This window comes from Thioreductor micantisoli (assembly GCF_055392745.1).
The window spans coordinates 349,757-372,634 of the sequence record NZ_AP043760.1 but is presented as its reverse complement, the minus strand read 5'-3'; the positions used below and the strand labels follow the sequence as shown (position 1 = coordinate 372,634).

22 protein-coding genes are annotated in these 22,878 nt (G+C 29.2%); 3 read left to right on the top strand and 19 right to left on the bottom strand.

Going from position 1 to position 22,878, the window contains the following annotated elements; translation table 11 throughout:
- Positions 1-34: 34 nt before the first annotated feature.
- From ACZ5OA_RS02055 to ACZ5OA_RS02045, 3 genes are all read left to right on the top strand, one after another.
- Complete coding sequence (locus ACZ5OA_RS02055; protein WP_464907865.1) at positions 35-1,540, top strand: multiheme c-type cytochrome; 1,506 nt, start codon at positions 35-37, stop codon at positions 1,538-1,540.
- A 90-nt stretch (positions 1,541-1,630) separates the two neighbouring features.
- Entirely contained in the window at positions 1,631-2,455 is an 825-nt protein-coding gene (locus tag ACZ5OA_RS02050; protein ID WP_464907864.1) for a hypothetical protein, read from the top strand.
- A 45-nt stretch (positions 2,456-2,500) separates the two neighbouring features.
- Positions 2,501-3,367, top strand: a complete 867-nt coding sequence (locus ACZ5OA_RS02045) for a peptidylprolyl isomerase (RefSeq protein ID WP_464907863.1) — start codon at positions 2,501-2,503, stop codon at positions 3,365-3,367.
- 78 nt (positions 3,368-3,445) lie between these two features.
- Here the strand turns inward: ACZ5OA_RS02045 and ACZ5OA_RS02040 are convergent, their stop codons facing one another.
- The 19 genes from ACZ5OA_RS02040 to ACZ5OA_RS01950 all read right to left on the bottom strand — a co-directional run bounded on the left by ACZ5OA_RS02040 (position 3,446) and on the right by ACZ5OA_RS01950 (position 22,660).
- Positions 3,446-4,159 (bottom strand): SDR family NAD(P)-dependent oxidoreductase, encoded by a 714-nt coding sequence (locus ACZ5OA_RS02040; protein WP_464907862.1) that lies wholly within the window; start codon positions 4,157-4,159, stop codon positions 3,446-3,448.
- Positions 4,160-4,161: 2 nt separating this feature from the next.
- On the bottom strand, positions 4,162-5,046 hold the full coding sequence (locus ACZ5OA_RS02035; protein WP_464907861.1) for a D-2-hydroxyacid dehydrogenase: 885 nt from the start codon (positions 5,044-5,046) through the stop codon (positions 4,162-4,164).
- Positions 5,043-5,987: a tRNA modification radical SAM protein MnmL/YtqA gene (gene mnmL, locus ACZ5OA_RS02030; protein WP_464907860.1), complete on the bottom strand. Its 945-nt coding sequence runs from the start codon at positions 5,985-5,987 to the stop codon at positions 5,043-5,045. The genes ACZ5OA_RS02035 and mnmL overlap by 4 nt, the downstream gene beginning before the upstream one ends.
- 79 nt (positions 5,988-6,066) lie before the next feature.
- Positions 6,067-7,416, bottom strand: coding sequence for an amidophosphoribosyltransferase (gene purF, locus ACZ5OA_RS02025; protein ID WP_464907859.1), 1,350 nt, complete (start codon positions 7,414-7,416; stop codon positions 6,067-6,069).
- Between the two features lie 9 nt (positions 7,417-7,425).
- Positions 7,426-8,196, bottom strand: coding sequence for a 4-hydroxy-tetrahydrodipicolinate reductase (gene dapB, locus ACZ5OA_RS02020; protein ID WP_464907858.1), 771 nt, complete (start codon positions 8,194-8,196; stop codon positions 7,426-7,428).
- A 195-nt stretch (positions 8,197-8,391) separates the two neighbouring features.
- Complete coding sequence (gene trxB / locus ACZ5OA_RS02015) at positions 8,392-9,324, bottom strand: thioredoxin-disulfide reductase (protein ID WP_464907857.1); 933 nt, start codon at positions 9,322-9,324, stop codon at positions 8,392-8,394.
- Entirely contained in the window at positions 9,321-9,764 is a 444-nt protein-coding gene (locus ACZ5OA_RS02010; protein ID WP_464907856.1) for a hypothetical protein, read from the bottom strand. Before ACZ5OA_RS02010 ends, trxB begins: the two co-directional genes overlap by 4 nt.
- 9 nt (positions 9,765-9,773) lie before the next feature.
- A complete protein-coding gene (trxA, locus tag ACZ5OA_RS02005) occupies positions 9,774-10,097 on the bottom strand; it encodes a thioredoxin (protein ID WP_464907855.1) in 324 nt (107 codons plus the stop codon).
- 140 nt (positions 10,098-10,237) lie between these two features.
- Positions 10,238-10,756 (bottom strand): 4Fe-4S dicluster domain-containing protein, encoded by a 519-nt coding sequence (locus ACZ5OA_RS02000; protein ID WP_464907854.1) that lies wholly within the window; start codon positions 10,754-10,756, stop codon positions 10,238-10,240.
- A 10-nt stretch (positions 10,757-10,766) separates the two neighbouring features.
- Entirely contained in the window at positions 10,767-11,849 is a 1,083-nt protein-coding gene (locus ACZ5OA_RS01995; RefSeq protein ID WP_464907853.1) for a hydrogenase large subunit, read from the bottom strand.
- Positions 11,837-12,211, bottom strand: a complete 375-nt coding sequence (locus tag ACZ5OA_RS01990) for an NADH-quinone oxidoreductase subunit C (protein WP_464907852.1) — start codon at positions 12,209-12,211, stop codon at positions 11,837-11,839. The genes ACZ5OA_RS01995 and ACZ5OA_RS01990 overlap by 13 nt, the downstream gene beginning before the upstream one ends.
- Positions 12,201-12,692, bottom strand: a complete 492-nt coding sequence (locus ACZ5OA_RS01985) for an NADH-quinone oxidoreductase subunit B family protein (RefSeq protein WP_464907851.1) — start codon at positions 12,690-12,692, stop codon at positions 12,201-12,203. The genes ACZ5OA_RS01990 and ACZ5OA_RS01985 overlap by 11 nt, the downstream gene beginning before the upstream one ends.
- On the bottom strand, positions 12,692-13,525 hold the full coding sequence (locus tag ACZ5OA_RS01980) for a complex I subunit 1 family protein (protein WP_464907850.1): 834 nt from the start codon (positions 13,523-13,525) through the stop codon (positions 12,692-12,694). The genes ACZ5OA_RS01985 and ACZ5OA_RS01980 overlap by 1 nt, the downstream gene beginning before the upstream one ends.
- Complete coding sequence (locus ACZ5OA_RS01975; protein ID WP_464907849.1) at positions 13,522-15,372, bottom strand: proton-conducting transporter transmembrane domain-containing protein; 1,851 nt, start codon at positions 15,370-15,372, stop codon at positions 13,522-13,524. The genes ACZ5OA_RS01980 and ACZ5OA_RS01975 overlap by 4 nt, the downstream gene beginning before the upstream one ends.
- Positions 15,373-15,494: 122 nt before the next feature.
- Positions 15,495-16,196 (bottom strand): bifunctional demethylmenaquinone methyltransferase/2-methoxy-6-polyprenyl-1,4-benzoquinol methylase UbiE, encoded by a 702-nt coding sequence (ubiE, locus tag ACZ5OA_RS01970; RefSeq protein WP_464908310.1) that lies wholly within the window; start codon positions 16,194-16,196, stop codon positions 15,495-15,497.
- Between the two features lie 105 nt (positions 16,197-16,301).
- Entirely contained in the window at positions 16,302-17,552 is a 1,251-nt protein-coding gene (locus ACZ5OA_RS01965; RefSeq protein WP_464907848.1) for a polysulfide reductase NrfD family protein, read from the bottom strand.
- The gene (locus tag ACZ5OA_RS01960) at positions 17,537-18,208 is read right to left on the bottom strand and encodes a 4Fe-4S dicluster domain-containing protein (RefSeq protein WP_464907847.1); all 672 of its coding nucleotides are present in this window, start codon (positions 18,206-18,208) and stop codon (positions 17,537-17,539) included. The genes ACZ5OA_RS01965 and ACZ5OA_RS01960 overlap by 16 nt, the downstream gene beginning before the upstream one ends.
- A gap of 3 nt (positions 18,209-18,211) precedes the next feature.
- Entirely contained in the window at positions 18,212-20,908 is a 2,697-nt protein-coding gene (locus tag ACZ5OA_RS01955; protein WP_464907846.1) for a molybdopterin-dependent oxidoreductase, read from the bottom strand.
- Positions 20,909-21,148: 240 nt separating this feature from the next.
- Entirely contained in the window at positions 21,149-22,660 is a 1,512-nt protein-coding gene (locus ACZ5OA_RS01950; RefSeq protein ID WP_464907845.1) for a DUF3373 family protein, read from the bottom strand.
- Between the last annotated feature and the right edge of the window lie 218 nt (positions 22,661-22,878).

Genomic DNA, 22,878 nt, shown 5'->3' with positions numbered 1-22,878 from the left:
TTCTATTTATAAAACTAAAAAGAAGGAGTTACAGATGAAAAAAATCATAACAGCTGGTTTAGGATTAGCAGTTTTAACGGCGTCTTCAATGGCTGCAAGCTTAAATGATAATCCAAACTATCAAAGACTTAAAAACTTTCACCCAAAAGGTATTACATCAAATACTTGTTTAATGTGTCACAAAGGAAGAGATGCTGGAATAGTTGCAGATTGGCAACATTCTAAACATGCAAAAGCAGGAGTTGGATGTGTACAATGTCATGTTGTTCCAAAAAATTATCCAACTGCACTTAAATCTCATCCAGTAAGCGGTAATAATTGGTCAGTTGCAGTTGCAGTATCAAGTGTAACTTGTGCAAAATGTCATGCAAAAGAAGTAACTGAATTTATGAACTCAGGTCATGCAAGAGCTGGTTCTCAATGGCTAGCATCAAATGGTGGAACACATGGTTACTTAATGAGTAAACTTGCTTACAATTTTGAAGCTCAAAGAGGTAATACAGTAGGAATTAATGGAACAGATGGTAAACATATGAATGCTGGAATTAGAAAAACTTTACAATCTAACCAAAACACTCCTAGAATAGCTGATTTATCAGTAGCTAATACTTGTATTCAATGTCATGGTGGTGTTGTTAAACTTGATAAGAATGGAAAACCAGACGCTGCTACATGGCCAAGTGATGGTATGGCTGCGTTATATCCAGATGGTGGAGTTTCTAATTGTACTTCTTGTCACTCAAGACATAAATTTAGTGCAGCAGAAGCTAGACAACCAGGTGCATGTACGAACTGTCACTTGGGGCCTGATCATCCAGATAAAGAAGTATTTGAATCAAGTGTTCATGGACATATATTTACTACAAATGAAGAAGATTATGACTTCTCAACAGGAAAACAAATCCCAGGAAAAACTGTAAGAGCTGGAACATGTTTTACATGTCATATGAGTTCAATTAATGGACTGCACTCAACTCATAATGTATCTGCAAGACTTAAATGGAACTTATGGGCACCTAAATCATTCGAAAGAACAAAGGGTATTGAAACTGCTGGTTGGGCTTGGTATAAAAATAGAAAAATAATAAGAGGTAACCCAAAAGCTGGTAATATTCAAGGACCAGAAGCAGCAAGAGCTCAAATGAAACAAGTATGTGCTACTTGTCATGAAGCAACATTTACAAACAACTACTTCCAAAGAGTAGATGCACAAGTAACTCTATATAATCAATATAGAGCTGTTGCAGAAAAAATGATGAAAGAACTAAAAGCTAAACATTTAATTGATGCCGATGCATGGTCTGATCCATTCTTCAAACTTTACTACTATATGTGGCATCACGAAGGTAGAAGAATGAGACATGGTGCTGCAATGGGAAGTCCTGATTATTCTCATTGGCATGGTGTATTTGAAGTAATGCAAGATATTAGAGAAATGCAAGATATTTATAATTATAAACTTAGAATGCTTAAAAAATATGGAAGTGCAAAAAAAGCATTAGCGAACGAAGTTCCAATGCCTGTTGTTACTCACGAATAAAATCTCTTCTTCTGTTACTTTTCCCCTTTTGAAGGGGAAATAATCTTATAATTCCTAAATTTTTTGATATAATTATAAAAAAGGTTATATATGAAAAAATTACTACTAATTCCTGCAATAGCACTTATAAGTGGTTGTATGCAAACAACTCCCAAAATAAAATCGTTCAATAATGATTTAAAAATATTAAATAAATATAATATTGATACAAATAGATTACATAAAATAGGCGATAATTATCTATTTTTCATTACAAACCAAAATGGAACAATTATATATAAACTTGATAAAAACTTAAAAGTTATTATGAGTAAAAAAGTGCCAATTATGATAAATCCTACAAAATTAAAAATAGCAAACAATAAAATATATTTACTTGGATATTCTGTAAATAATCAAAAACCAATTTTATTAACTTTTACTAAATTTGGTAAATTATTAAATAAAAAATTTTATGGTGAAAAATTTAATACTCCAAGAGATTTCATAATAGATAAAACTCCTATTGTAGCAATTAATTCTTATGGAAAAACTACTTCAACTGATATAGATATTTATAAAAATGATAAAAAATACTCATTTGCTTCACCTCTTGCAGAAGAAGTTAATTTTATTAGAAAATTTGATAATGGATATTTAATTTTAGGGAATATTTTACAAAATACTCAAAATGCACTAATTGTCTATACAGATAAAAATTTCAAAACTAAATGGACATTGGATATTGACTATGGAGTAGATGAAGATGTAAAAAATGTAAAAATAACAAATAATGAAATAATACTAACAATTAATTCTCAAAATTATACAGGAATGGAAAGTGATTATACAATCATTATAGATAAAAATGGAAAAATAATATCAAAAAAACAAGATTATAAGATAAAAGATTTACCACTTAAATTTCACGGATAAAAATCCATATATATGGTATAATAATAAAAAAATTAAAGGATTTAAATGAAAAAAATTTTAGTTTCAAGTGCTATAGCCTTATCAGCATTTGCATTTTCTGGAATGCATGGAAATATGCCTATGACAAAAGCACACAATATGGCACCTATGAAAGGACTTACTAACACTACTGTAGTTGCAGAAGTTTATGGTAAAAAAGTAACTGTAAAAGAAGTAAATGACTATATACAAGGTATGACAAAAGATTTTAGAATTAGACTTCAAGACTTACCAGCACAACATGTAAATGACTTTGTGAAAAAATATGTAGATACATTAACTTTTTATCCAAAAGCTAAAAACATCATAAAAACTCCACAATATCAAGAATTAATCAAAAAAATTGCTGTTGATTTATGGATGACAAAACAATTCAGAAAATTAAAAGTAACAGATAAAGAAGAAAAAGCTTTTTATGAAAAAAATAAAAATCTCTATTTTAAAACAGCACCTAAACTTAAAGCAAGACATATTGTAGTAAAAGACGAAAAAACTGCTCAAAAAATTATTTCTATATTAGAAAAAACTCCAAAAAGCCAAATTGAAAAAGAATTTGCTACTCTTGCAAAACAATATTCAATAGGGCCTAGTAAAATTGATGGTGGAGAACTTGGATATTTTGACCCAAAAAGTATGGTAAAAGAATTTTCTGATGCAGCTATGAAACTTCATAAAGGTGACTTTACAAAAGAACCTGTAAAAACAAGATTTGGTTATCATGTAATATTACTTGAAGATAAAAAAACAGATGTTTATACTCCATTTACAAAAGTAAGACAATCAATTATAGCTTATCTTAAAGAAGCAAAATTAAATAAAGAACTTGACAATATCTCAAAAGAAGCTAAAGTTAAATATTTTATAAATAAATAATATTTATCTTGAAGTTATAAAATATTTTCTTTTATAACTTCAACTTCTCCACTACTTGAAAGAGTATATTTTATAATATCAAATTTTGGAAGAATTTAACTTATTTAATATAAAATCTTTTAAATTAGTTGGCAAAACAGTAACTAATTTCACAATAGAAGCAAAAACAAAAGGAAAAGCATACTCTTTTTTATTTTTACTAATAGCATATTCTATTCTTTCAACTCCTCTCTCAAGTGGCAATAAAAAAGGCATCTTGAATTTATTTTTTGCTGTCATTTCACTTTGGATAAATCCTGGTTTTATATTTATCACTTTTATATTATATGGTGCTAATTGATTTCTAAGACCCTCGGCATATGAATTAATTGCCCTTTTACTTGCACTATAAGCCAAACTTGTTGGACTACTTACATATCCAGCCAAAGATGAAATTAAAACTATTTTTCCTTTTTTATTTTTTTTCATTTGTGGTACAACATTTTCTAAAAGTGCATGAATTGATAAAAAATTAACATCAACTGTATTTTTAAACTCTTCAAAAGGCATAAAAGAAGCAGAATGAGGATAACTTATCCCAGCATTTGCAATTACCATATCAATTTGATGATTTTTTGTAATATCTTTTACAATTTCTCTTAGTTTTTCAAAATTAGCTACATCACATTCATAACTATTTTCAAACTCTGCTTTTCTTCTACTTATTGCAAAAATTATATGACCTTGATTCTCATATTTTTTTGCTAACTCTTTTCCTATCCCGCTACTTGCACCTGTTATTAAAATATTCAAGTTTAACCTTTTATTAAATTTTTGATATTTTCATAAGCCAACTTAACTAATTTTTCTCTTGATTCTACACTTGCCCATGCAATATGAGGAGTAAGTAAAATGTTTTTTGATTTTAAAAGTGGATTATCTTTATCTATTGGCTCTTTGATAAAAACATCAAATCCAGCAAAAAATCCTTGTTTATCAATAATTTCACCTCTTCCAAGATTTAGTAAAATTGCCTCTTTTTTTATTAAATTTAGATTATTTTTATTTAATAAATTTTGAGTATTTTCGTTTAAAGGTGCATGAATAGAGATAATATCACTATTTTTAAGAAGTTCACTTAATTCTAATTTTTTATAATTAGCATTACTATTTTTTCCACTTGTAGAATAATAGCTAACTTCACATCCAAAAGCCGTAGCAATCTCGGCTACTTTTTTACCAATTGCGCCAAGTCCTATAATTCCCCATTTTTTACCATTTAATTCATTCCAATTAATTATATGAGTAAAAATATCAGAATTCATATATTCATTACTCACATAATCATTTAAATATTTAATTTTATTCATAATTTCCAATACAAAAGCAAAAGTAAGTTGTGCCACATAATCAGTAGAATATCCTGCTACATTTTTAACGATAATGCCTTTTTGCTCGGCATATTCTAAGTCAACATTATTCATACCAGTTGCCATTATTTGAATAAATTTTATATTACTTTTATTCATTATTTCTTTATCAATCACAACTTTGTTTGTAAAAACAATATCAGCCTCTTTTACTCTATTTAAAGTCTCTTCTTTTTTTGTAGTTTGATAAATTTCAACTTCACCGAATTCATTAAATTTAGATAACTTTACATCACCAAGTGTTTTTACATCTAAAAAAACTAATTTCATACCTTCACTCCATTTACTTTTAAAGCTTTTATAATATGACTCATTTGTTCGTTTTTATATTTACACCACTCGGGGGCTAAAAGTGTATCTACTCCCGCTGTCATTCTTTGAATTGATATATTTTCAGGTAAGTTTTTGATACTCCATACTAAAATATCAATATAATCTTTTTCATTAATTGGTATAAATTTTCCTTCAAAATACTCTTTTGCAAGAAGTGTATTTTTTGTTACATACATTGGATGAAATTTAATACTATCAATATTTAACTTCATTGTATCATTAAATGTTTGTTCCCAATCCGTGCGAGTTTCATCAGGAAGTCCATAAATCAAATGAGCACATACATTTAGTCCTAATTTTTTTGTTTTTGTAATTGTATCAACTACGTTTGCAAAATTATGCCCTCTATTTATTTTTTTTAGAGTTTTATCATTACTTGTTTGAATTCCATATTCAAGCCACACTTCAGTTTTTTTAGATAACTCGGCTAAATATTCTAATGTTTCATCTGTAATTGAATCAGTTCTTGTACCTATACTAAGCCCAACTACATTTTCAAAAGTAAGTGCCGTTTCATATAAGGCTTTTAAAGTCTCAAATGGTGCATAAGTATTTGTCCAACTTTGAAAATAAACTATAAATTTTTTTGCATAAAAGCGTTTTTTTAAATAAGGAACAGTATTTTCAAATTGAAATTTTAAACTCTCTAACTGTTTTTCTAAAAGTGGATTTTCATTTGACTCTAAATTTAGTGTAAATCTCTCTTTTTGTTTAAGATTTGGTGAAAAACTCTCATTTTCACAAAACACACAACCACCTCTTGCAGAAGTACCATCAATATTTGGACAAGTAAATCCTGGAATTGAAATAGGAACTTTATAAACTGTTGTATGAAATTTTTGTTTTAAATATTTTCCAAATGTATATAATTTCTTCATTAACTGCCTTTTTTTATAGGCTTAGTTATACCAAAAAAATAGAAAAAATAAAAGATTTCTTGAATTAATTGTAAAAAAATTACTCTTTTGGTGCAACTGGATATTCTAAATCAAAACAAGCAAAACAATAATCCTCTTTTTTATCTTTGATAGATTTCACCATTGAATCAATTGAAAGATAAGCTAAACTATCAGCCCCAATATATTCACAAATTTCATCAACACTCATTTTTGATGCAATTAATTCATCAGGGTTAGGAGTATCAACACCATAAAAACACGCTCCCTTACTTGTAGGTGATGCTATTCTCATATGAACTTCAGCGGCCCCTGCTTCTTTAAGCATTCTCACAATTCTTTTTGAAGTTGTTCCTCTCACAATACTATCATCAATTACAACTAATTTTTTACCTTTAATTTTATTTATAATTGGAGATAATTTCATTTTTACTTTTATATCTCTAACTTCTTGAGTTGGTTCAATAAATGTTCGTCCAACATAATGATTTCTCATAATTCCAAACTCAAAAGGTATTCCACTTTCTTTGCTATATCCAAGAGCTGAAGCAACTCCACTATCAGGAACTGGAACAACCATATCAGCATCTACTGGAAGTTCTTTTGCAAGTTCTCTTCCCATTTCAACTCTTGTTTCATATACATTTTTCCCAAACACATCACTATCAGGTCTTGCAAAATAGATATATTCAAAAATACATTTTTTAGGTTTTGGTTCAAAAAGTTGGATTGATTTCATTTCTCCATTTTCAAAGATCACCATTTCACCGGGTTTTACATCTCTTACATATGTAGCACCTACAAGCTCAAACGCGCAAGTTTCACTCGCAATTATATATCCACCACCTGCAATTTTACCTATACTTAAAGGTCTAAATCCATAAGGATCACGAACAGCAAACATTTTTGTTCTACTTAAAATTATTAGTGAATAAGCACCCTCTATTTTTTTAATAGCATCTACAATTCTTTCTTGAAGAGTATTTTTTGTATAATCTTTTGCAATTAAATGGATAATATTTTCAGTATCCATATTGCTTTGGAAAATAGCACCTTTTTTTATAAGTTCATCTCTCACTGGCTTTTTATTTGTTAAATTACCATTATGCACAATTGAAATTTCACCAAGTCCATATTTTGCATAAATTGGTTGAGCATCCAAGATAGAATCATTCCCAGCAGTTGAATATCTTGTATGACCTATTGCCATATCACCTTTTAAAACTGTTTGGAAATACTCTTCTGTAAAAATTTCGGTAACTAAACCTCTGTTTTTTATTGTATGAATTTCACCATTTTCATTACTACTAATCCCAGCTGCTTCTTGACCACGATGTTGCATAGAAAAAAGTGAATAAAAAGCTTTTTTTGCCGCATTTTGATTTTTATAAATTCCAACTACTGAACACATATTTTTTCCTTATAAACCTAAAGCATCATTTATGCTATAAAAACCTGCTTTTTGAGTTGCTAACCAAGTAGCTACTTTTACAGCACCTTGTGCAAATGTTTCTCTACTTGTAGCAGTGTGATTAAACTCTAAAAACTCACCCTCATTATAAAATCCAACTGTATGTCTTCCTACAATGTCACCACCTCTTAAAGCCATTACAGCTATTTCATCTTTTGTTCTCTCTCCTATAATTCCATCTCTTCCTGAAACTCTAACTTTATCCAAATCTAAATTTCTAGCTTTTGCACAATGTTCTGCTAAAGTAAGAGCAGTTCCACTTGGAGCATCTTTTTTATGTTTGTGATGCATTTCAGTGATTTCTATGTCAAAATCTCTCAAAATTCCACTAACTTGTTCTACAACTTTATTTAAAACTGCAATCCCCAAACTCATATTTGTAGCATATAAAACTGGCATGAGCTCACTTGCTTTTATAATTAAATTTTTTTGATGATCATCAAGTCCAGTTGTTGCGATTACAAGCGCTTTATTCATACCGTTTTCAATAGCAGTTGTAACCATTGCTTGGGTTGCCACGGGCGCAGAAAAATCAACAACTACATCACAATTTTCCAAAAAAGTTTTCCAATCATTTGTAATAACTGTATTCTTAGGAAAAACAATTCCATTTGCATCACCTTGAAAAATAACACTTCCTAATTTTAGATTTTTTTCTTTTATAATTTTTATAAGCAATTGACCTACTCTACCAGTTGCCCCAACAATTCCAAATTTCATAAATATCTCCTCTATTTTTTGATAAAATTATAACACAATTTAAACACTTTTGATTTCGGCACTAACTTAAAACACTGGGCAATAAAACAAATTTCTTAACACTACAAAAAGCTAAAAAGGGAGCGCAAGCGCCCTTCGGGTTTGAAGCACACTTTTTTTAACGCTTTTTTTCATTAAAATTTGTAGTTGTTTCGTTTATTTAGTTAATTCCTTAATCTTATCAACATACTTAACGGCTTGCAGTGCTGCTACTGCACCATCAGCTGCTGCACATACCACTTGTTTAGCTGCATCTTTTCGGATGTCACCCACTGCATAAAGTCCAGCAAGTGAAGTTTTCATATTTAAATCTACACTTACACTTCCATCTTCTTCCATTTCACAAATAAAACCATTTTCACTTTTTAAAACATCTGTGTTTTTTGTATTTCCTACAAACACAAAAACACCAGGAATTTTCAAGTCAATTTCTCTATTTTCTTGTTCTACAATAATTCCATCTACAAACTGTTCTCCATAAACTTTTTTTACTTTTGAATTGTATAAAATTTCTATTTTAGTATTTTCTAAAACTCTTTTAATTGTAGCCGGACTTGCTCTAAATTTATCTCTTCTGTGAATTAAATAGACTTTACTTGCAATACCGGCAAGATATAATGCTTCTTCAAGTGCTGTATCTCCTCCACCAATTACCGCAACTTCTTGATTTCTATAAAAAAATCCATCACAAACTGCACAAGTAGATATTCCTTTTCCTATAAACTTCTCTTCATTTTCAAATCCAGCTCTTCTTGGGCTCGCTCCTGTAGCTACAATAACAGATAAACTTTTAATAGTTTTATCAAAAAGTTCAATTTCAAAAACATTTCCAACTTTTTTAATTTGTTTTACTTCACTACTCTCAATTTTACAACCAAATTTTTTTGCTTGTTCTGGCCAACATTGCATAAGTTCTAACCCACTTTTAACATCACAAACTCCTGGATAATTCTCTATTTCACTACTCAAAGTTATTTGACCACCAGGGGAAATTTTTTCATAAATAGTTGTATCAATTCCCATTCTACTTGCATAAAGCCCAGAACTAAGTCCTGCTGGACCTCCACCAATAATTACTAAATTTTTCATTGTATTACCTTTAAAATAGAGTTTTGCTTAAATAAGTTTTTATTGTATCTTTTAATTTCAAAATAAACTGGTACTTTTTTTATATTAAATTTTCTAATGATAGAAATTATAGTATTTGTCCCAGCCCTTACAAAAATAATATTTTTTTTATTATTATAAACTAATTGATATATATCTACTGCTATTATAGGATAATTTTTAGGAATTTTTGATATTAAAGTGTTAATATTACTCATTTTAGAACTAAAAACTAACATATAATAATTATTTTGTTTAGGAGTAAAAATATCATTTTTTGTATAAAGAATAGTTTGACTGAAATTTATAAATTTAAATTTGGAAAAGCGATAATTATCATAGGCAAAAAACCCTGCTACAAGCAAGGCCCCTATGAAAGAAGAAAAAATGTAAAATAGAGATGATTTACCTCTATATAACATTAGAAATTATTAACCAAGTAATGCATCAATTTTAGCTGCAAAACTAGCTTTTGGAGCTGCTCCAATCATTTGGTCAACTAATTCTCCATTTTTGAAAAATAAAACTGTTGGAATACTTCTGATTCCAAATTGTCCAGCAACTTCTGGTGCTTCATCAGTATTTACTTTTGCAACTACTGCTTTTCCTTCATAATCCCCTGCTAATTCTTCAATTACTGGAGCAATCATTCTACAAGGCCCACACCAAGGTGCCCAGAAATCTACCATTACTACATTGTTATCTTTAATTGTTCCAGCAAAATTCGCATTATTAAGTTCTACATATTTACCCATTTTAAATCCTTTATTTTTTAAAAATAATTATATCATAAAATTTCACTAAAAAAGAGAAATTTTGTTCAGTTTAAAAAAATGTTACAAAAAGTAATCAATAAATAAAATAATAAAAGAGATTTTTTATATACTTTTATCTATTATTTTTCATCTTCTTGTATAATTTGTTTAGCTTTATCAGCTTTTGCTTTTAATCTTTTTTGTTTTTTATATTCAGCTAATTTTCCCCTTGATTCTTCTGCTCTAATTTCTAATTCACCCCATTTTTTTTCTAATTCTTTTGGGTTTTGTATTTCATTTATGAAATAACCAAGTCCTTTTTCTTTATAAACCGTTCGTCCAAGTGGAGGCATTCTTTTTTCTGATTGAGTGAGTGCTTCATTGACTTTTGGACAAACACTAACACATGCCCCACAATAAATACATAAATAAGGATTGTAATTATATTGTTTTTTACCACTTTCTACATCAACTACTTCAAATTTTATCGCCCCAGGAGGACAGATGTTTTCACATTTATCACAAAAAATACAATCATCTTCATTATATAAAATAGTTCCTCTATAACCTTTTGGCTCTGGAGAAGGCTCAAAAGGATACTTTATAGTTACAGGTTTAGAAACTAAATTTTTCATTGATTCTATAAACATTTTTATCATTACTTCTCCTTTATCTTGCCGTACAACTCATACAAGGATCGAAGCTAAGAACTATAGCTTGTGCATCAGAATATTTAGCATCTATAAATAATTCTTTTAAAATAGGAATATTTGCATATGTTGGAACTCTAACTCTAACTCTATCCATTAACTTTTTGTTACTTCCTTTTAGATAATAAAAACATTCTCCTCTTGGTGCTTCTACTCTCACAACAGTTTCACCGTTTGGTCTTCCTTTTGTTTTTACTTTAAATTCACCAACTGGTAAATTATCCAAAATATTTTCACACATTTCTATAGAATTCAACACTTCATCAAATCTAACCATATTTCTCGCCCAAACATCACCTTCACTTCTTAATTGCATTTTATATCCAACTTCTTCAAAAGGCAAATAATCAAATTCAGCTCTTGCATCAGTTTCAAGTCCACTAGCTCTTGCAATTGGACCTGCTACATTATATTTAGCAGCCATTTTTTTAGAAATAGTCCCTACTCCTTTTGTTTTGAGACCAAAAGTATAATCTGTATCATTAAAACTCATTACTTTTAGAGTATTTTCTTTCAATATTTTAAGTTTCTTTTTTGCAAATTCAACTATTTCTGAATCTATATCTCTACTCACTCCACCAATTACTTGATAATCATATTGAACTCTATTACCTGTAATTCTCTCTAAAATATCCATTACATCTTCTCTGGCTTTGAATGTTTGCATAAATAGATTTTCATACCCTACTACTTCAGCAACATGACCATTTGCTAACATATGAGAATGAATCCTGTCAAGTTCTACTACTAACATTCTTAAATAATTTATTCTATCATTAACTTCAACATTCATAAGTTTTTCTAACCCATGAACTACTGCTCCAGCATGAGTAATAGAGCAAAGTCCACAAATTCTTGCAGTCAAATATGTCAATTGAGTATAGTCAAATTTTGTAATTGCAGCTTTTTCTATACCTCTATGAACATATCCAATATGAGCTTCTACATCTGTAATAATTTCATTTTTAGTTTCAAATAAAAAACTAACAGGTTCTGGCAATGCAACATGTTGTGAACCAAATGGTATAACTATTTTTCCCATGAACTATCCTTTCTAAGTGGTGCTTTAGGAGCATCAGGTGCTATAAATACTCCACACATAGCATTTTCTACATCTAATCCAAATAAATCCCCAAGTTCCCATTCACTAATCCAAGCTGATGGAAGAATACTTACAATACTTGGAATTTTTGCATCATAACTAACCTCAGGTATTCTAAAAATTTGTATAATATTTTTTGCTTTATATTTAGAAAAAAGCCAATCAATTTGTAATTTACCACCTAAATCAGTTGCATTTACAGTTATATAATGCCATTCATTTTCATTATAAAAATTTTTTATATCATTAACAATATTTTCCAAACTCGTTTCTTTAATAGTAATATTTGGATTAATAGTCATCATTTACTCCTAATTTTCCAATCATTTCTTCATGATTTCTCATATATTCTTTTTCTTTTGATTTTTGTTGCCAAATTTCAATAGCTTCCGCAACTCCATCTATCAATGCCTCAACTCTTGGAGCACATCCAGGAATCCAAACATCAACAGGAATAATATTATCTACCCCATTTTCAACATGATAAAAATTTCTAAATATACCACCACCATGAGCACATGCTCCCATTGCAATAACAACTTTTGGCTCTGGCATTTCTAAATAAAGTCTTCTTAATACATCTTTACAATTTTTTGTAACAGGACCAGTTACAATCAAAATATCTGATTGTTTTGGATTACCTTTATTTAAAGCTCCAAATCTTTCGATATCATATCTTGGAGCAAGTGCTGCTAATATTTCAATATCACAACCATTACATCCACCAGTATTATAATGTAAAATCCAAGGAGATTTTTTCCTAAATTTACTAAATATACTCATTATTTACCTCCCCATAAAGCTAACAAAACAATGTTAAGTGCTGCGATTGGAATTAATACAACCCACGAAAACTTAACCATTTTTCTAAAATCCAATCTTGCAGTTGAATTATCAAGTAAATTCACAAACAAAAATGCAAAAATTACTAAAAAAATACCAAGAATATGATTATTTCCTCCAAATAAATATACAAAGAAAAATACATAAATATATTCAATCCATTTACCTGTATAAATAGCTTCATAAAAAGGCCCACTATATTCTATTTCAGGACCACCAATAATTTCTTGATGAGCTTCTGCTATATCAAAAGGTGATTTTTGAAGCATCATAGGAATTATAAATAAAAACGATAAAAATATTAAAGGTAATTTATAAATTGGAGCAGATGAATTTAAAATATCTATAAAATTAAAACTTCCACTAACCAAATAAAAAGCAACAACCATTAAAACCATAAAAGGCTCATAACTAATCATATGCATAAGTTCTCTTAATGCCCCTAATACTGAATAAGGACTTCTAACACTACTAGCACCAATTACAAGAGCCAAAACAGCTAAGACATGAAAAAATACTGCTATCAATAAATCATTTCCTAAAAACAATACAAATACAGAAAACCATTCTGCTACAAAATACATTATTCCCATTAAAGCATGAAGTGAATGTATCATCATAGGTCTTTTATCCATCAGTTTAGCAAAATCATAAAAAGGTTGCATAAGTGGAGGCCCCACTCTACCTTGCATTCTAGCATTAATTATTCTTTCTATTCCAAAAACAAACCCTCCAATAATCGGAGCTAAAATAGCTAATATAACCCAAATCATAATAAACCTCCTCCAAGAACTAATACTAAAATAAACATAGCTATTGAAAATGCTATAAGAATATTTTCATATTTTTTAATACATGCGAAATCAAATGTTCCTATATGCTTAGGAAAAACTTCACCACAATTATATGGATGGACTGTATCAACTTTAAATTTCACAAAATAAGGAAGAGCATGAATTAAACTAAGTATTATCATAGCTCCAAGAATTTCCCAAAAATATAATGTTGAATTTCCAACATATAGACTTAAATCATGAGAATGGATATTTGCACTTGCACCTGTTATACTATTTGCTATAGGAACTATAAAATATGTTATAAAAGGTGCAATAAAAAATGTAATAGCTAAAAGCCATACATAATACCAAATTGACACAAAATTAAATCTTTTTGGAAGAGGCATAAATTTAATATTAGAAATACCGTGAGTTTTTCTAACACTAACCCCTAAAACTTTCATATACAATATACTTAAAAATGCACTTCCTGCTCCAACATACAAAATTAAAATAACATAACTTCCATGACTTAAAAAGTTACTCACTTCTTCTATCATCATCCATTTACCTATGAATGTTCCAAATGGCACAAAAGTCATATTTAAAAATCCAAAAAATATAAACATTAATGTAAGAGGAGCACGCTCGATTAATCTTCTCATTTGTTCAATATATTTAACATGGAATACCTTTTCAAGAATCCCTGCTTCAATAAACAACAATCCTTTTGCAAACGCATGGAAAACTATCAATATTAAACTTGCAACAACTGCACCAGGAGTACCTACAGCAGCAGCAAGCATCATAAGCCCAAGTAAAGATATTGTAGAATAAGCAAGTATTCTTTTAAAATTACTTTGAGTTAAAGCAATAATTGCTGCTACTACAAAAACATATCCAGTAGTAACTATTAATAGTTTAGCTAAAAGAGTTCCTTTTATAATTGGTGAAATTCTAAGCAATAAAAAAGGAGCGATTTTTACCATTGTAGCTGAATGAAGAATTGCACTAACAGGTGTTGGCGCCACCATAGCCCCAAGAAGCCATTTGTGAAAAGGCATCTGAGCACCTTTGACTAAAGCACTTAAAGATAAAAATCCAAGTCCTGCTAAAGAAACAACCATAGGATGATTTAATAAATCACTAAAGTGATAAAAACCATTTGTATGAATAAATATCATTAATGAAATTAAAATAGCTACTCCACCTATTTGATTCATCCATAATGCTAAAACAGCATTATCTGTAGCTTCTTTGTCTTTTCTAAAACCAATTAATATAAATGAAGCAAGTGTAGTTGTTTCAAATAAAGCAAAAAACCATTCTATATTATTTACACTAACAGCAAAATTCATAACACCTAAAAACCAAATAATAATAGCTACAAATTTATGTTTTTCTTTTTCATCATAATCCATATATTTAGTCGCATATATTGCAATTGGAGCCCCTACTAAAGCAACAATAAAATAAAACATTATTACTAAATTATCAACTAAAATATTTGGTGTATCTGAGTAACCTTTCATCAATACAACAATAATTAAAAATAAAATTTGTATTATTGCCAAAGAAACAACTAAAAAACTCTTTTTTATAATCCCTTGATATAAAAAATAACCTAAAAGTCCAAAATCATAAATAGTCATCAAATAATCAAGAATTTCTGGGGTAGAAATTAATGAAATTGTATGATTGACATAAGCCAAATATGAAAATAAAATAAGCAAAGGTAATGTTAAAAATGCTAAAACATTGGTAACTTTGTCACTTTTGACATAATAAATAAAAAATGCCAAAACCCAAGGTGTGACAATATTTAAAAACACAATCCAACCCATTCTAACTCCTTTTAAAGTATAACTTAAGCAAATTATACATAAATAAATAATCATTTAGCAAGAAAGAAAAAAGTTTTATATATATTAAGTTTCTTTTTGTAACTATTCTGTAATAATTAATATTAATTTTTCTTTTTTTGAGCTATAATCATTGCAACTTGAGAGAAATTGAAATATTTAACTTCGTTTACAATAAATCCACTTTTCTTTAATAATCTTTCCAATTCTTCTACTGTTCTAAAATTTTCAATAGATTTCGGTAAATATTCATAAGCTTCTTTGTTTTTTGTAATAATACCGCCAATTTTTGGCAAAAATTTATTCGTATAAAAATCTATATATTTTCTAAAAAAACTTCTTTTTTGAACTTTTACAAATTCTAAAATCAACAGTTTTCCATCATTTTCCAAAACTCTATTAAATTCATCAAAAGCTTTTTGGATTTCCATAACATTTCTAATCCCAAAAGATATAGAAATTATATCCATTGAATCAGATTCACAAGGAATTTCAATCGCATATTTATTATAAAAAGTAACTTGGGGAAATCTCTTTTTTGCAATTTCAAGCATACCACTACTTGGATCTAATCCAGAAATTTCTATTTTTTTGTTTTTTACACTATTTTTCCATATTTCTATCATATCTCCTGTTCCACATGCAACATCTAATATTCTTAAATTATTTTTATCTATTTTGGAAATTGTTTTTTCTATTGCTTCTTTTCTCCATTTTTTATCAATTCCTAAACTTAAAATTCTATTTGCTAAATCATATTTTGGAGCAATAGAATCAAACATTTCAACTATTTTTTTTTGCAATATTTATCCTTTTAATTTAATTAACGAAATATAATTATATCATTTAAAACAGAAAATAGGGGTATATATTAAAGAAAAGTTATAAAAGAGAGGAAATCTCTCTTTTAATTAATGAGGTTGATTAGATACATCTAAAATAGTATCAAGAAGTTTGAAAACTGCTATTCCAACTCCTATACATCCAATGATAATTAAAATTTCAAATGTATGAGGAGAGTCAAATACAGTTTTTTCAATTTCAGCTACATTATATGTAGAAAATGCTTCTGGTCCCATTCCAAATCTGTTTGTCATAGGATCTGCATTTCCACCAAAAACAAATAATTCTCTTCCAGCAAATGTTCCAATAGCCATTAAAACTCCCGCTAATACATCTTGTTTTATTAAAAATAAAACCAATGGAAGCGCAAGTCCTAATGTTACATAACCCCAAAACATTATATTAAATGGATATTCACTCAATCCTGATAATCCAGAAACAGTTTCGTAAGCTGCTACTAAAATAATTGCAACAATCCCTGCTTTTCTTAAAGTTGATTTTAATTCATTATACCATTCTTTTTTTCTAAGACTAAGCCCTGCATAAATAAGTGCAAATGATATACCACTTAACATCCCAGTAAGTAAAAAATATATCCAAAGTGCTGGGAAATTTGTCCATAAATGTCTTGGTTCACTTAATTGAAACAACATTCCTTGGATATAAAATTCACCAAAATCAATACCTAATCCAATAATAACTAACCATAAAGCTAATTTTTTAGCTAATTCTCTTTTATTTGTCATCAAGAAATAAATCTCAACAAAAGTAAAAGGAATATAAATTGAATATAAAGGAAGCATTAACCACATACCACTTTGAGGTTGAGGATTTAAAAACATATAAATGATGTTTAAAGGACTTCCTAAGTCTGTAGCAATTGATGCAAGACCACCAAATACCATAGAAATACCCAATGTTATTAAAGCTGCACTTGCTTTATGTGAAATTTTTAAGTTAAAAAGTTCTCCTAATGATGTTAAGAAAATAAGTGCAGATCCACCATAAAGTAAATATATGTATTGAATAACAAACATTCCCCATGGTTCAGTTCTTGGAACTTCTTCAATATGATGCATTCCAAAAATTTGTTCTTTCATAGCCAATGCCACTTGTTTAGCATCATCAGCATTTATATTTACTAAATCTTTTACATTTACAAAGTTATGTCCAAATCTTAAAGCATAAATTTGAATCCAACCTATTACTCCAACTGCTAATAAAATATATGCAAAAAGCATAGTTTTATTAAAAAATAATTCTTTAAAGCTTACAGACTTGAAATTAAGCCCACAGCATTTTTTTACGCTTTTTTCCATTCTGTTCTCCTTTTGGCAGTAGCTGCTTCATATTTTGGAGCCATATCACTCCAAGTATGAGTTTTGATACCTTTACCCATTGTTCTGTTTCTATATTCTTCATCTTGTGGTACAAGATAAAATAATTTAGGAAGTGTATCTTCATTTTCTTTTAGAACGAAAAATTCTCTACTTTCTAATGTTTTTCTAAGTAGTGAATTTGGATCATCTAAATCACCAAAAGTTCTTACTTTTGTAGGACAAGTTGCACTACATGCAGTTGTTCCAAACTCTTGAGTTCTTCCATCACAGAATGTACATTTATCTACAGCGTGTCTTGTTTCATCTATAAATCTTGCTTCATAAGGACATGCTTCCATACATCCTTTACATAGGATACACATATCATAATCAACTTTTACAATCCCACCTTCAACAAAGTGAGATGCACCAGTTGGACAAGCTGTCACACAAGGAGCATCTATACAATGATTACATTGTGAAGGATAAAAATTAACAAACATATCTGCTAATGTTTTGCCACCTTCTACTACACCTACCCAGATTCTTTGTTTATCTGCACCTAACATCACCTGATTTTCATCTTTACAAGCTACTTCACAAGCTCTACAATCAATACAGTTTTGATATTCAAGTGCCATTGCATAATTTGCCATTTTTTACACCTTTTTAATTGTTATTATTGTTTCATTCATACTTGCCGAACCAATAATTGGATCAATACTATTATCACATACTACTGATTGAGAAATACCATTATCGTCTCCAAGTGTTAGTAGTGTTGATTTACTTCCAAATCCTGTTGCGATAAATGCTGTATCTTTTCTAATTCTTTTTGTTGGGAATATTTTTGCTTTTGTTTTAGTCCCATCTCTATTAGTTAAAACAACATCATCTTTAAATTTAAGTCCCATATTTTCAGCAACTTTATCATTTATCCAAATATAATTATAATTCATTAGATCAAGTAATAATGCATTATTCACATCTGCACTTTGAGTGAAATATGCATGTCTTCCTAAAACTACTCTAAATTCACCTTCTTTAGGTGCTTTAAATAATGAATCATGCCATATTGGGAATGTACCAAGTTTTTCACTTTTACCTGTGATTGGATTTTTAAATAATTGTCCATCAAGATTTCTTTGAGCTATTTTAATCCATTTTCCTTTTTTAGCAACAATTGGAAAATCTTTTGGAACTTTTGAATATTTTTCATAAATTCCATACACAGCTTCATGTTTATCTTGTGTATCTTTTCTAAGAACTTTATATTTAGGATCAATTATTCCATCTTTAATAGCATCTTCTATTCCTGGCCAATAAGCACCATAATTTTCTGCTATTTTTGCAGCTTCTTCTCCATAAGTTTCTTTCATTACTCTTCTATTATATTCAAGTGGAGTTTCTTTAAATGCTTCTGTTATTTTATAAGTAGCAATATCCAAATCATCTTCACTTGCATGAGTTAAAATAGCTTTTGCTAATTTTTCATCTTTAATATCTGCTTTTAATTTAGCTGCGTCAACTTCAAAATCTTTATTTAAATATTTAGAAACTTTGAAGTTATCTGGCAATTTAGCACCTAAATCATCTGCATCCCATGTATTTGTAAATGTAATATCAACTAATGGTTTTTCAATTCTTTTAGCAAGATTACTACACATATAATAAACTGTTTTACTATCATACATAGGTTCCATTGCTTTACTTCTCCAAGCAAATGAAGGTTCACTAAGCTTAAAACATTCAAGTACAGATGTTCTTTCTAAATATGAAGTATCAGGCAAGATAACATCTGCATAAAATGCTGTATCGTTTACAATAATATCATTTACAACTACTAATTCCATTGATTTTAAAAATTCAGCAGTTTTTTCATAATCAGGAACTGATTGCATTGGATTTTGTTTGTAAATAAACATACCTCTTACTGGATATTCATTTTCTGCTAATCCTTTATAATTACCATCTGCATCAATTTTTGGTCTTCCTGCTTTGTCCCATCTTGTATTGATGTCTAAGATATGGTCTCTAAATACTTGCCAAGTCCCTTTTGTAGGGTTACCTAATGGATATTCTCCTTTTTTGATAGTAGCAATATCAATTCTTGGTTTTGGATTATCATAAATAGGAAAATCTTCATAATCATACCCTTCTGATAATTTCAAACCTTTTCCAAGAAGGATACCACCTCTAACATTTACAGCTCCATTGATTGAATTTAAAATTGCTTGAGCTCTTCTAAAATCAAAATCTTGATAATACCAAGTTGATTTTCTACTTCTATAACAATTTACTGCACCTTTATATTTATTAGCAGCTTCTGCAAACTCTTTTGTAAGTCTTTTGATAGTATCTGCTGGAATTTCAGTAATTTTTTCAGCCCATTTGGGAGTATAATCTTTTCCTAAACCAGTTGTAAAAAATTCAATTAATTCTTCCATTCCATCTACATTTTTAGCAATATAATCTGCTTGATAAGGAAGTTTATGATATTCTTTGTGAATAGTTTCATAAATCATTGCAAGCATTAAAGCTAAATCAGTTCCTGGTTTAATATTGATATATTCATCAGAATGAGACGCTGTATTTGTATATCTTGGATCAATATAAACAGTTTTCATACCTCTATCATGAGTTCTTCTAAACATATCAAGTGTATCAGGAGTAACTATACCTTCAGCTCTATTCGCTCCTAAATTCAGTTGATATTTAGTATGTCTGAAATCTCCATTACCCCAACTTCCAAAAGTTAATACATTTGCCATAAAAGATGGAGCAAAACAAGTAGAAAAATGGTCAATAAAATTCGCACTCCCTACACCATTCATTAAATTAGCAAATACAGGATCTCCCATATTACCAGTTGATGCACCAGCACCAAAAGCTATTGTACTTCTATTATCTTTTTCTTCATCAATAATTTTAATCATTTTGTTAGCAATATAATCAAGAGCTTCATCCCATGAAACTTCTCTGAATTTACCACTACCTTTTTCTCCTGCTCTAATCATAGGTTTTTTGATTCTATCAGGATCATAAGCAGCCCCAAGCCCTGCATTACCTCTCGCACACATAAAATTTCTGTTTTTTGTAAATAATGGATTTGGATCGATTTTTGTTACTTTTCCATTTACATTTCTAGCAACAATCCCACACATATTTACGCACATACCACACACAGATGTAGTATATGTTGCATTTTGAATATCTTCTTCTTTTTGCTGTTTTAGATTCTTTGCATCATCATAATTTCCAGCAAATGCAGAAGTACTTGCTATACTTGCAGCTGCTGCGGCTGCTGCGGAACCTTTTATGAAGTTCCTTCTTTTCAAGTCTATTATTTTAGACATTATACTTCTCCTTTTTTTTAATTGCAATTAATTATATCACAAAAAAAAAGCTAAATTTGAAAAAATTTGAAAAAATTTGAAAAATAATACCAATTAATTACACAAATTCTCATTTTTGTCATCAATAAGACAGTTTAAATTATATTTATTATATTGAGTTTTATATTTTGGGAAAATTAGAAAAGGAAAGAAATGTTAAACAAACGACAAAAAATTGTCGTTTGAAACTTAAGATAACAATTAGAATCTATATCTAACATAAAGTCTTAAATCTTTAGCTGTTTTAACATAATTTACAGGCGTTCCATTTTGTACTGTATCAGGATTTCCCATAGCTCCGAAGAATGAATCACTTCCTGGATTATCATATTTAATATATGTATATCTAACTTGCGCTGTTAAATGAGGTATAATATGATGTGTATAATATGCATCATAAGCATGTCCTCTAACTGCAGTCATACTTCCTGCTAATGTATCTTCTCCATAACTATAAGATCTGAAATATTTACTACCTTTTACAAAGCTTAATCCAAATCTATCATCTCCGAATGAAGGCATATCTGCACCTACCCAAATACTATGACCAGATTTTTTTTCAGTTGAACCAAGCATTGAACCTTTTGGTCTTGTTTCAGTATATGCAAAAGAAGCAAATGCTGTTGTGTTATCTAAGAAATCACTTATACCATCACCTATACCATTAGCTGATAATACAACATTTTCTAAGAAGAAGTTTCCAACTGTAGCCATATTGAATCCTTGAGACATAGTACCATCATAACTAGAATTTAAATCCATAACTGGTGCACCTGATGGTTTGAACCCTACCATATGAAATGCCCAAGCTGTTTCTGTTTTTAATGAATATTGTCCATCATCATAAGGAACAAAGAAGAATCCACCAAGGTCAGGTTGATCTACATTAGCTTGTTTTGTATAATCTTGTCCATTAAGTGTCCATTTTCCATTTTCACTTGAAGCACCTCTACCTAAACAAAATTTAAACCAAGTTCCCCAATCAAGAAATTTATCTGAAAGTTTTGCCCAAATAGGATTTCCTATTTCGAAACTAAATCCATCAAATTCCATATTGATAATATGTCCTAAAGGACTTTCTGCTGCATCATCTTCTCTTAAGTTAGCTGGGAATCCTTCTGTTGAAGGTCTTCTACCTGCACTAAACATTAAAGCATTTTCAGGACCAAAATGATAGTTGAAATATGCTTCTTTAAGTCTTACAGTATCATTAGTTGGTGTTTCATTTGTAACCCAATCAAAATCTGCAAATGGTGAATTCATTGGACTAATATAGTTTGCACCAAACATTTTGTTTGCTTCGATTTTAACAGTTCCTTTTAAATTATCACTAGCTTCATACATACCTGTTAAAATAACTCTATTTGAGAAAACTTGTCCAGTATATGTTTTAGCATCAACAGTTGCAGGATGTCCGCCAACAATTGGAACAGTCATCATAAATTGTGGATTTGTTTGCATAGTTGGATTAACTGTATATGCCATTCCTCCAGTTGTTTTTTTACTAATTACATCATAACTTGTTCTGATATCTAATCCCCAGAATAAATGACTATTTGCTGATACTGGATTTACTTTACTTTGATTTGTAAGAGTTAGTTGTTGAAGTTCACTAACTTGTTTTTCTAATTTATTTACTTTTTGAGTTAAATCTGCATTAGTTTGTGCAAAAAGTAATCCAATTCCGATTGTTGATAATAAAATCTTTTTCATTTTTTCTCCTATGTTTGTTTTATTTATTGAAATTGTATAATTTCAACTACTAAATTTAACCTCGCTATAACGCAAGGTTTCCGCTCTTCACTACTTCATACATAATATAAATTATGCATTTTAATGTAAGTATTTTGTTCTTTCTCCTTTCTTCTCCTTGAGATATATTTTTGTTTCAAGCAAAATTATACACAAAAAATAACTTTTTTACAATTTAA